The following is an 11559-nucleotide window of genomic DNA, read 5'->3' on the forward strand; positions in this document are numbered from 1 at the left end:
CGCCTGCTTTGCCATTTTTATTAACGCCTTTTCCGCCTTAAAACACCGGTCACCTCACAGTCGCAAGCGGCTGCGCGTGCAAACTGGATGAAATAACATAAAGTGAAGCAATGGCAGAATAAAGCGTCCACCTCTGCGGTAGAATGCAGACTTCTAGAGGAGCATTTTTCTCTTTTACAGCACAACACTTTTATCACATGCAGGGCGAGGTTTATTTATGCTGCCAGAGCGGCGTGGCGACGTGTTTATTTTAACGGCAACTTTATTGGCTTCTGCCGGCTGGTTATTCTCTAAAGAAGCCCTTGGCGGCCTTCCCCCTGCCGGGTTTGTCGGTTGGCGTTTCTTGCTGGCCGCCCTCTTGCTGCTGCCTTTTTGCTATCGGCATTTACGCAGCACTGCGCCCATACTCTTGCTCAAGGCCGCCGCCATTGGTCTGGTGATGACCCTGAATCTGATTTTCTGGATCCAGGCCATTTCTCACAGTGAAGGGATTGGCGAGGGGGCTTTTATTATGAGTCTGGCCATGTTGATGGTACCGCCGCTGGCCTGGCTGATATTCAAAGAGCGGCCACAACGCCAGTTTTGGCTGGCGCTGCCAATTGCCGTATTGGGGTTGTTTTTTCTGACCATGGGTAATGGCCTGAGCTTGTCACTCAGCCAACTGCTGTTTTTGCTGGCGTCGCTCTCGCTGGCGCTGTATTTCAATTTAAACAGCCGCTTTGCCAGGCGCGTTCACCCCATGGCGCTCACCTGCATTCAGCTGGCCGTTACCGGCATCATGCACCTGCTGTATTCCGGCTTGTTTGAGCAGTGGCCCGAACAAATTCTCCCGGTTACCTGGGGCTGGTTTGCCGCCAGCGTCTTGCTGGCCACCTCGTTACGGTTTGTCTTTCAAAGCATGGGGCAAAAATACAGCCATGTTGCCAACGCGGCCCTGATTATGATGCTGGAACCCATCTGGACGGTGCTGATCAGCGTATTCTGGTATCACGAGCCCATGCCGATACAGAAGATATTTGGCTGCCTGTTGATCCTGCTGGCCCTGCTCAGCTATCGCAGCCGTAACCTGCTGGACTGGTATCGCAGCCGCCGAGCATTACAGGCCGCCAATAAACGATAACCCGCCAGCCTGTCTCTTAATCACAACTATTTGTTGATATTAGTGTGGTTTGTCAGGCAGAGGGCGCTACTCCTCCGACTCGCCGTGAATACGGTCCCTGTAGGCTCAACTGACCATCCCTGGCGCGGATGGTCGGTTGAGCAGACACCCTCTGCCTTCCCATTGACAACGGAGCTGCCTGTTAATGTGACTGACCGACAGCTCAGGGGCTAAGAAGAGGCAGCTGGGATAGCCTCAGCCGACCATCACATGACAGGACGTCATGTGCTGAGCGTCGCAGGGATGCGGTTTAGCGTGTCGGAGGAGGGTACCCAGTCGCCTCTGGACATGAATTCACTGGCTAGCGACTTGTAACTAAGAGACAGGCATAAAGCCCCAACAACGCTTTAAGCGCTGTGCTTGAACAGGCTGAGCGCTTTTATCAGCAACAGCACCACCATGCCGGCGAATATGCCGATAACGGCGTTCAATAACAGAGGGGTCAGCCAGAGCAGCGTGCCTCCTACCCCGGGCAGGCCCTGACTCAGCTCTGCCCAGTGGTGAATCACCTGCTCGATGACGGGCAAACCATGTACCAGAATGCCGCCCCCCACCAGAAACATGGCGGCAGTGCCCACCACCGACAAGCCCTTCATTAAATAAGGGCAGGCCGCCAGCAATACCTCTCCGGCTTTTTTCAGTACACCGGTTTTCTGACTGAGATACAGCCCCAGATCATCGAGCTTGACGATGCCCGCCACCAGACCGTACACGCCTACCGTCATCAGCAAAGCAATGCCTGCCAGTACCGTCACTTGCTGACCAAAGCCAGCCCCCGCCACCGTGCCCAGGGTAATCACGATAATTTCGGCCGACAAAATAAAATCGGTACGAATGGCGCCCTTGATCTTGTCTTGCTCAAACGCCACACGGTCAACCGAGGGGGCAAGATCGGCCAAGTGAGGCTTATCTTCGCCCTCTTGGTGCATAAAAGAATGCACCAGCTTTTCTACCCCCTCGTAGCACAGAAACGCCCCGCCCAGCATCAATAACGGCACTATGGCCCAAGGCGCAAAGGCACTGATCACCAAGGCGGCCGGCACCAGTATCACCTTGTTACGCAAAGAGCCTTTTGCGACCGCCCATACTACCGGTAACTCTCGTTCAGCTCGTACGCCCGATACCTGCTGGGCATTCAGAGCCAAATCATCCCCCAGCACACCGGCGGTTTTTTTGGCCGCTACCTTGGTCATCAGTGAAATATCGTCAAGCAAGGTCGCAATATCGTCGATCAGGGTCAGCAGACTGGCTCCGGCCATAGTGGCGTCCTTATTAGCGGTGTTTAGGGGTTAACGGCTGTTGCTCATAGTGAATACCGGCCCAGCCGTGTTTGATGAAGTTACGGATATTTTGATGATCTTGTCCAGTCGGGTTAGCCAACACATTTTGATAATGTTGACCAAAACAGGTGAGCGCCTGCTCCTGGTTCAACTCGTGCAGTTGGGCAAAGGCAAAAATCTTGCACGAGCCATTGTTTTTCCCGGCTTCATTGTGCAGCTCACCGTTGTCAAAGGCGGTGGGAGTAAAGTCATAGCAGGCATCAATCACCGCCATCACCTCGGAAAATTCCATCTGCTCCGGCTGCTGTTGCAGCGCCGTAATCAACTCATGTTCGGTCATTGATATTCCTTAACTTTGATGTAATACCGGCGACCTGCGCTTATGCCGTTTGCTTCAACGCCAGGCACTGGCACAAAAAGCGGGCGATATCGGCTATTTGAGGGCCGCACACGCTGTGCTCCATCGAGTAATCATGAAACTCGGGGGTGAAACCCCATAACTGCAGTTGCTGACAGGCGCGCTCACCCAACACTGCTGGCACCACCGTATCACGTGTACCGTGCATCACCAGTATGGGCAGCTCGGAATTGGCCGCATGACGCTGCAGGGTATCGCCGGTGGCCAGATAGGTCGACATGGCCATCAGCCCGCCCAACGGCTTGTCACAGCTCAAGGCCGCCTCGTAGGCAACCGCGCCCCCCTGAGAAAACCCGGCCAGCACAATGCGCCGGCTATCGATACCGGCTGCAATTTGCTGCTCAACCAGCGCTTGTATCGCTCGGGCCGAAGCACGCAGCTGGCGTTCGTCCACTTCACGATCCAGATTCATGGCCAGAATATCGTACCAGGCCGGCATGCGATGCCCGCCATTAATGGTCACCGGTATTTGTGGCGCATGGGGAAAAATAAAGCGAATGGCGCTGCCTTGCGGCAAGTTCAGCTCGGGAACGATCGGCTCAAAATCATGGCCATCGGCCCCCAGACCGTGCAGCCAGATCACACAGGCATCCGGAGTTGGGGCGGTGTCTTTCACAATCACATTCAGTGTACTCATCTCAGGCTCCGTGCAAAGGATAAAGGGTGATATCCACCAGCGTCGCGCCCTGCTCGTCGGCAGTCAACTCCAGAAGTTCATCGGCGGCCAGTATCCATAACTCGGGCTCGGCACTCTGCCCCCTTGCATGACGATACAGCAGCCTGGGCGTCTCGCCGTAACAATGATAAATCTGCCACGGTGCCAGCTCATGTACCTGTAACTCGGCCCGGCCCCAGCGCCGATCGCTCATCACATTGAAGTCCAGGCATTCCCCGCCCAGTAATGTACAGTCAACCGATTCTTCTCCACAAAAGGCCAGCGGAACGAAGGGCGTATCCAGTGTTTTCAGCTGGCCGTTCAGATCCAGCTTGAAACCGGCCCCCTCTACCAGCATCAAGATACGGTCGACATTGGGGAAAAAAGAAAAAGGACCACTTTGCCCCACTCGGGCCATAGACACTCGCAGGCCAAAATCACTGCCAGGTACACCGGGCAGCCGATACAGCTCTCGGGTAACGCCGCCGCCATTTTTCCAGGGCATGTCGATAAAGTCATTCGCTCCCAGTCGTGTTGCCATCGATATTTTGCTCCGATTCCAGGGTAATAAACAAAAGTGGTGTTGGACTGGCTAAGTACGAGCTATCTGTAGCTGATCCCGGCCATTCTTTTTGGCCTGAATAAGCGCAGCATCGGCACGATTGATGGTGAGATCGACGTTTTCATCAGGCTGATACATAGCCAGTCCCGCACTGATACTGAGCCTGAGTTGTTCCTCTTTCTCCAGGCGCACCCCACGCACCGCAGCCATGACACGCTCAACAATATGACAGGCCTGCTCCAGTTCGGTTTGCGGCAATAGCAGCAAAAACTCTTCTCCTCCCCAGCGCGCGCACAAATCGTAGCCTCGCAGTTGCTGCACTATGGTCTCGGCCATCATGCATAAGGCCCTATCCCCCATCTCGTGGCCGAAATCATCGTTGATTCGTTTGAAATGATCGGCATCCAGCATGACCAGAGTAAAGGGGCTTGCGCCACGGCGACATCGCTCCACTTCTTCTCCCAGCCGGGCCATCAACAGTCGACGGTTCGCCAGTTTGGTCAAGGGGTCCTGCTGTGCCGCCTGCTTGAGCTGTTCGTTCAGTTCCATCAGGCTATGCTGATAGCGATCGGAAATACGGGTGATTTTTTCCAATCGGCGTAACTGCTTGTCGTATTGCTCCAGCAGTTCATGGGTCTGGGAGCGTGCGATACCATCGCTGCAATCGGCAATACGCAGCAGCTTTTCAAGCTGTTTGCGTTGCGCCTGTTCTCGCTGCTGCAGCCACTCCAGGGCCGGCAACAGGGGATTATCCTGATGTTCGGGGTTTGTCAGCAAGCGTTCCAGATCGGCATCAGTCCATGGTTTCATCATGCGGCTCTATTCATCATGGGGCTTTATATAGAAAGGAAAGGTGCAATCTTCTTTAAACTCTTCAGCCAGCTCCACTACCCGTTCGTTTTCCGGATCGTAATACCAGCGTACACTCACCGCACGCCCTTGCTCGTAGGCGGCCTCCAGCAAGTCAAAAATATCCATCATGGCCTTGACGCTGCTGGTATTCATGTAAATCAGACGTAGTTCAAGTTGCAGTGGCAAGGTGGACTGTTGCAAAAACTGCTCGACCCAGTGGATAACCTCATCAAAAAACTCAAACGAGTTTTCCGGATAAGAGTCGCCCTGCATGCTCATCAGGCCCCGGGCAGGATCGCATTGAATGGTCGGGGTAGAATGGCTGCCTGCCATCGTTAATGATTTCATGTCTATTTCTGGTCCCATATTCATATCACTGCCAACAAACTTAAAAAACCACGGCCGGAGCCGGTATCCACCAATTTGGCAACCATCGGCTGTGCGCTTTTTCGGGCAACATCCAGCAGGCCCAGTCCGGCACCACTGGCGGTATCTTCACCTCGAGGCTGGCGTAGCTGTGTTTTGTACGCTTTTTTCAGTTCAACCTTGTCCATTTCGGCCAGCTGCTCAATACGCTGACACACCGCCTGACCATCGTCCAGCTCTACCTGATTGCCCGCCAGCACCAGGTAATTGCCTTCGGTATTACGCGCCACCACCACGGTCGCCGAGCCTTCGGAGTCACTGTATTGCATGCGGTTGGCATAATGACGAATATTCTGGGTCAGCTCTATGTATACGCCAAAAACATCTTGTGCCGCATGGGGCAAGGCATTATCGGCCTGCAAATAGTTCTTTAACGCATTCCCTATTTCTTCTATCAGACTGCGAGAAATAGGACCGTTAAAACACAATAGTATGTGATTATTATTAAACTGTTCTCGTATCGACAATAAATCTATGGATAGCATAGCAACGTCCTTATTTGTATGAGTCCACTTTAAACGCCAGCAGGGTAATATCATCCCGCTGAGGATAGTCACCCCGGTAATCTTCCAGTGCCTGCTTGAGCGCCTGAGCCTGTTCACTCAAAGGCAAGCCAGTTTGTTGTTTCAATAAATCACAAAAACGACTATTACCCAAGCCAAACCCTTTTTCACCCCCCGCCTGATCCAGATAGCCGTCGGTGGCCAAATAATAAATATGCTCCGGCTGCAGGGCCAGCCGTGTATCGCTAAATTGCACCTGGCGACGGTCGAGCAACGGACGACGATGACCCTTAACCTCCATCACCTGATCACCATCGCTGTGATAGAGTGACATCTTGGCTCCGGCAAACACCAGCTGTTGAAGATCCGGCATCACACTGACCAGGCCAACATCCATGTTGGTGGCGAGTCCACGAGGCAGCTCGCAATCTTGCATCATGCCACGCAAGATAAGGTCGGTCTGCTGCAGTATGCCGGCCGGCGAGGTAATGCCACTATCATGAATGGCATGATCCAGTGCGGCACGGGCCAGCATGGTCATTAACGCTCCGGCCACGCCGTGCCCGGCACAATCCACCACCCCAACCAGATAACGGCCCTGCTCTGCGGGATGAAACACATAAAAGTCTCCGCCTACTACATCGCGAGGATGCCACAAGACAAAGTGCTGTTCACCCAGGGTTTGCCTTAACTGTTGATCGGGTAAAATCGCTTTTTGTATCAAGCTGGCGTAATCAATGGAGTCATTAATCTGTTGATGGGCCTTGCGCATCTTGTTGTTGGCTTCTTCCAGCTCAGAAGTACGACTGCGTACCTTGTGCTCCAGTTCCCGGGTATGGGTCTGCACCTTGTTTGCCATTACACCAAATGCCGTGCTCAAGTCGCCAATTTCGTCGCCCTGGGATGGCGGTAACGACGTTTTATAATCTCCATCGGCAATGGCACTGGCCGAGCTTTGCAGTCGTCGCAGCGGTGACAGGATCAATCGCTCTACCGCATAAGCCAGGGCCAGCAGCAAGAGGACAAAGATGATGACCAACGCCAACAGAGAGGTCATGAGCCAACCGGATTCCAGCACCTGGGCCGCATCGAGATCAATGGCCGTCACCACATACCAGCCCAGCTCGGGAATAAAGCTCATGGCCACCAACTGGCGCTTCTCGGCCAGGGTAAAACTGTCGATGCCTACCTGGCCGGGATTGGATTTAGCCTGTGCCATCAGCGTTCGCAACTGCGGCTGTTGCGCCTGGGGTAATTGCGCCAATAAGGTACGGCGTTGCACCTCGGCCCCGGTCGCGGAGCCGATGGCAATACTGTCTTTATCGGGATGGGCCTGAAACGCCCCCTGCTCATCGATGATCATGGGGGTGACGCCCACTTCATCGGTCGCAATAAACTCATTGATAAACTCGGTGAGATCGATCCCCGTTCCCGCCAGCCCCAGTACTTTACCCTGGTCTTCAACCAGAATATTTAACCAGACCCGCGTCGTTTCCAGCCGGGTATCAAGATTAACGTTGATATTAACCTGGTCACCCTTGGCCAGCACATTGTAAAACCAGCTGTCATCGGGGTTGCTGGCCACAAGAACATATTCGGGTTGGCCGTCGAATGCCGTGTTGGCTTCACGGTAATAATAGGCGCCTGACTGCGCGCTGGTAATAAAAAAGGAATGGCTACTGAAATCCTTGATATAGCCTTCGCTTTCACGAAACAGCAGGGCTTTATCTTGTTCATCACCTTCATTGCTCAGCCATTGCTTCATCAAGATGGAGTCGGCAAAGCGCTGGGCCAGAGCGAGATCCCGAGACAGGGGCACCAGAATATTCTGTCTGTTCAATTGGGTAAAGTTTCGGGCAAAGGCGCTGCCAAAATGGTCTTGCACCCCGGACATTATCTGCCAGCCAATTCCCACCGCCGGAATAAATACCAGCAAACAGGCCACGAAGAGTGCCCACATTGCCTTGGCGCGCAGTCCTTTTCCCCAAATAGCCATTGGCGTCCTTGCCCTTGTCATCATGTAATTAAGTCGAGGCTGCCATTGTTCACGCTTGTCTTTGAAAACTCAATCGGCACTCATAAAAAAGCCCACATAAAGTGGGCTTTTCTTTAAAACAACGGTCAATGTTCATCAATCGGTAATGTATTCCACGACTTCAAGGCCGAAACCCGACAAGGCATGGTAGCGTTTGGGGGAGCTTAACAGCTTCATTTTACCCACGCCCATGGCCTGCAGAATTTGCGAGCCCACTCCCACGCGGCGCGACGTGCCCTGCCACTTGGCGGCGGCGGATCGTTCGCCACGGTCCTCGGCTTCAAACTGGCGCACCAGCGACAACAAATGGTCCGGCGTTTCTTCTCGGCCCAGGATCACCAGCACACCGCCTTCCTCGGCAATGCGTTGCATCGACTTGCCCAAGGGCCAGGTACGAGATGAATGACGGTCTGTCATCAATACATCGGTAAACATATCGTGAATATGCACTCGCACCAGAGCCGGCTCATCCTGCTTGATGTCGCCTTTTTTCAGTGCAAAGTGCACCTGATTGTCGATGGTGTCTCTGAAGGTGACCAGCTCGAAATCACCGTATTCGGTGGGCAGATTACAACGGGCAACCTGCTCTATGGTGGTTTCGTTCTGATTACGATATTCAATCAAATCGGCAATGGTACCCAGCTTGATACCGTGCTCTTTGGCAAATACTTCCAGATCGGGCCGACGAGCCATGGTGCCGTCTTCATTGAGGATCTCGACGATGACCGACGAAGGCTCCAGGCCCGCAAGGCGCGCCAAATCACAACCGGCTTCGGTATGCCCGGCACGGGTCAAGACGCCACCGTTCTGGGCTTTCAGCGGAAAAATATGCCCGGGCTGCACCAGGTCGGCCGGTTTGGCATCGGGCGCCACCGCGGCCTGAACGGTACGGGCACGGTCGGCAGCAGAAATGCCGGTGGTCACGCCTTCGGCCGCTTCAATAGACACGGTAAAGGCCGTGGAAAACTGCTCGGTATTACGGCTGACCATCTGCGGAATATCCAGCTGGCGGCAGCGGGCTTCGGTCAGGGTCAGGCAAATCAGGCCTCGGCCATATTTCGCCATGAAGTTGATGTCTTCCGGGCGCACATGATGGGAGGCCATGATCAAATCGCCTTCGTTTTCGCGATCTTCATCGTCCATCAAAATAACCATCTTGCCCTGACGGATATCGTCGATGATCTCTTGGGTACTGCTTAAAGCCATGGAATTCTCCCTTAATATCTAACGACTACTTTATAAAACCACTGGTAGCCAGCGCCGACAGCGTAATCCCGGCTGACGCAGGCGTGGCATCCGCATTGAGCAGACGTTCCAGGTAGCGAGCAATAATATCCACCTCGAGGTTGACCAGCCGGCCGGGCCGCCAGTCGTTCAGGGTGGTTTCCTGCAAGGTATGGGGTACCAGCGTCAGCTTGAAACGCGACGCCACTACCTCGTTGACCGTCAGACTGATGCCATCCACCGTGATAGAGCCCTTTTCGGCAATATAACGCGCCAGATGGGCCGGAGCCTCAACCCACAGCTCAATGCTCTGCCCCCTAAGGGTGCGCTGGCTGATCGTACCCACATCATCAACATGACCGGACACCATGTGTCCCCCCAGTCGACCAGTGGCCAGCAGCGCCTTCTCCAGATTCACTTTTTGCCCTTTGGCATAGTTGGCAAAGCCGGTGCGTTCTATGGTTTCGCCGGAAACATGAGCACAATAATAATCGCGGCCCAGCTCGGTTACTGTGAGGCAGACACCATTGGTGGCAATCGAATCACCCAGCTTCACATCGGACAAGTCCAGCTGTGGGCAGTGAATGCGAATAACCGACTCCTTGCCCTGGCGGCGCAACTCGGCCAATACGCCGGTGGCTTCTACAATACCGGTAAACATCAGTTTTTTACCCTTGCGGTTAATTTAATATCTTCACCTACCTGCCGACAGTCTTGCCACTCCAGCCGGGTGATCTGACTCATGGCAACCCGCTCGGGAATATCGAATAAGCCACGGGCAGTGCTGCCCATCAGTTTGGGCGCCTGATAGAGCACCAGCTCGTCGATCAGTGTCGCCTCCAGCAAGGCGCCTCCTAACCGGGCCCCCGCCTCTACCCACAGATGATTAATCTGGCGACGGCCCAGCTCGGCCATCAGCTCGGGCAAGTCCAGCTGGCCGAGAGGGGTGCACGGCAGTACGCATTCTTCAACATTGGCATTGAAGCCGCCCGTCACCTGACCACGCAGCAACAAGATAGGGCCGGGCACGCTGAATAAGGCAAGATGAGGAGTCAGTCGGTTACGAGTGTCGATAATCACCCGCAATGGCTGACGTAACGGTTGGCTTACCTGAAGGCTAGCTAGCTCACCGGCATTATCAGCGGTCCGAACCTCGTCGTAACTGGCCTGCACCGACTCGGGCAGCTCGGCCCAGCGCACATTGAGGCTGGCGTTGTCGACCAGTACCGTATCGGCACCCGACAAAATGGCACAACTCAAGGCCCGGTGGCGTTGCACATCACGCCGCGCCGCAGAGCCGGTGATCCATTTGCTCTGGCCATTGGCCAGTGCAGTACGGCCGTCCAGGCTGGATGCCAGCTTGACGGTAACAAACGGCAGACCGGTACGCATACGGTGCATAAAACCGCGGTTAATGGCATCGGACTCGGCCGCCATCAGCCCGGCTTCCGCCATAATACCCGCCTCGCGCAGCATGGCCAGGCCACGACCCGACACCTGCGGGTTGGCATCCACACTGGCGGCGACCACCCGCGACACGCCGGCATCGATCAAGGCCTGAGCACAAGGCGGGGTACGACCATAATGGGAACAGGGCTCTAACGTAACGTAAGCGGTGGCTCCCTTGGCGGCAGCACCCGCCTGGCGCAGAGCAAACACTTCGGCGTGCGGGCCACCGGCCTGACGGTGATAACCCTCGCCCACTATTTTATCGTGCCGCACTATGACGCAGCCCACGGCGGGATTGGGACTCACGGTAAAACGGCCCCGTTTGGCCAGCTCCAGCGCCCTGGCCATGTAGTGTGCATCTTGGGAGTTAAACACTTATTGCTCCAGTCGGGCTATTTCTTCACCAAATTGGCGTAGGTCTTCAAAGCAGCGGTACACGGAGGCAAAGCGGATATAGGCCACCTTGTCGAGCAGCTTTAGCTCTTCCATCACCAGGTTGCCAATGTGATCTGACTTGATTTCTCGCTCGCCGGTGGCACGCAACTGAGACATGATGCGACTAACGGATTGCTCGATGGCTTCTATGCTGACCGGACGCTTTTCCAGTGCCCGTTGCATGCCCGCTTCCAGTTTGTCTTCGTTAAAGGGTTCGCGAATGCCGTTGTTCTTGATCACTCTTGGCATGACCAATTCGGCGCTTTCAAAGGTGGTAAAACGCTCTTTGCAGGCATTGCATTCTCGCCGACGGCGCACCTGCAAACCTTCACCGACCAAACGGGAGTCGATCACCTTGGTTTCGGTTGCTTGACAGAAGGGACAGTGCATAGCGCCTCCATGGGCTGAATTCGGTCATTAGTGTAAATAAGCAGGCTACAGATTGCCAGAATGAAACACAGTTGTAAGCATGAAGCTATCAGCAAAACGGGGTGGATATGAGTAGGGAAATGGGAATGGGGAATGGGGACGATGGATGAAAAAAGGGACCGGGAACGCAAG

13 protein-coding genes are annotated in these 11559 nt (G+C 54.6%); 1 reads left to right on the forward strand and 12 read right to left on the reverse strand.

Annotated features, from left to right (window positions below):
• Positions 1–217: 217 nt before the first annotated feature.
• Positions 218–1120 (forward strand): DMT family transporter, encoded by a 903-nt coding sequence (locus IEW52_RS01960; protein ID WP_188628392.1) that lies wholly within the window; start codon positions 218–220, stop codon positions 1118–1120.
• Between the two features lie 386 nt (positions 1121–1506).
• Here the strand turns inward: IEW52_RS01960 and IEW52_RS01965 are convergent, their stop codons facing one another.
• From IEW52_RS01965 to nrdR, 12 genes are all read right to left on the reverse strand, one after another.
• Positions 1507–2418, reverse strand: coding sequence for a DUF808 domain-containing protein (locus IEW52_RS01965; RefSeq protein ID WP_188628393.1), 912 nt, complete (start codon positions 2416–2418; stop codon positions 1507–1509).
• Positions 2419–2431: 13 nt separating this feature from the next.
• Entirely contained in the window at positions 2432–2779 is a 348-nt protein-coding gene (locus tag IEW52_RS01970) for a HopJ type III effector protein (protein WP_188628394.1), read from the reverse strand.
• A 40-nt stretch (positions 2780–2819) separates the two neighbouring features.
• On the reverse strand, positions 2820–3494 hold the full coding sequence (locus tag IEW52_RS01975; protein WP_188628395.1) for an alpha/beta hydrolase: 675 nt from the start codon (positions 3492–3494) through the stop codon (positions 2820–2822).
• A gap of 1 nt (position 3495) precedes the next feature.
• Complete coding sequence (locus tag IEW52_RS01980; RefSeq protein WP_188628396.1) at positions 3496–4053, reverse strand: HutD/Ves family protein; 558 nt, start codon at positions 4051–4053, stop codon at positions 3496–3498.
• 51 nt (positions 4054–4104) lie between these two features.
• Positions 4105–4884 carry a biofilm regulation diguanylate cyclase SiaD gene (gene siaD, locus IEW52_RS01985; protein ID WP_229667752.1) on the reverse strand — a complete coding sequence of 260 codons (780 nt, stop codon included), beginning with the start codon at positions 4882–4884 and terminating at the stop codon, positions 4105–4107.
• A gap of 9 nt (positions 4885–4893) precedes the next feature.
• Positions 4894–5274 carry a biofilm regulation phosphoprotein SiaC gene (siaC, locus tag IEW52_RS01990; protein ID WP_188628398.1) on the reverse strand — a complete coding sequence of 127 codons (381 nt, stop codon included), beginning with the start codon at positions 5272–5274 and terminating at the stop codon, positions 4894–4896.
• A gap of 20 nt (positions 5275–5294) precedes the next feature.
• On the reverse strand, positions 5295–5837 hold the full coding sequence (siaB, locus tag IEW52_RS01995; RefSeq protein WP_188628399.1) for a biofilm regulation protein kinase SiaB: 543 nt from the start codon (positions 5835–5837) through the stop codon (positions 5295–5297).
• Between the two features lie 10 nt (positions 5838–5847).
• Complete coding sequence (siaA, locus tag IEW52_RS02000; RefSeq protein ID WP_188628400.1) at positions 5848–7851, reverse strand: biofilm regulation protein phosphatase SiaA; 2004 nt, start codon at positions 7849–7851, stop codon at positions 5848–5850.
• A 135-nt stretch (positions 7852–7986) separates the two neighbouring features.
• Positions 7987–9096, reverse strand: a complete 1110-nt coding sequence (gene ribBA, locus IEW52_RS02005; RefSeq protein WP_188628401.1) for a bifunctional 3,4-dihydroxy-2-butanone-4-phosphate synthase/GTP cyclohydrolase II — start codon at positions 9094–9096, stop codon at positions 7987–7989.
• Between the two features lie 25 nt (positions 9097–9121).
• Complete coding sequence (locus IEW52_RS02010; protein WP_188628402.1) at positions 9122–9775, reverse strand: riboflavin synthase; 654 nt, start codon at positions 9773–9775, stop codon at positions 9122–9124.
• Positions 9775–10938, reverse strand: coding sequence for a bifunctional diaminohydroxyphosphoribosylaminopyrimidine deaminase/5-amino-6-(5-phosphoribosylamino)uracil reductase RibD (gene ribD, locus IEW52_RS02015; RefSeq protein WP_188628403.1), 1164 nt, complete (start codon positions 10936–10938; stop codon positions 9775–9777). Before ribD ends, IEW52_RS02010 begins: the two co-directional genes overlap by 1 nt.
• Positions 10939–11388 (reverse strand): transcriptional regulator NrdR, encoded by a 450-nt coding sequence (gene nrdR, locus IEW52_RS02020; protein ID WP_188628404.1) that lies wholly within the window; start codon positions 11386–11388, stop codon positions 10939–10941.
• Positions 11389–11559: the final 171 nt, after the last annotated feature.

Origin of the sequence: Oceanisphaera marina (assembly GCF_014643915.1) — a bacterium.
In the GTDB taxonomy this organism is placed as follows: Bacteria; Pseudomonadota; Gammaproteobacteria; order Enterobacterales; family Aeromonadaceae; genus Oceanimonas; species Oceanimonas marina.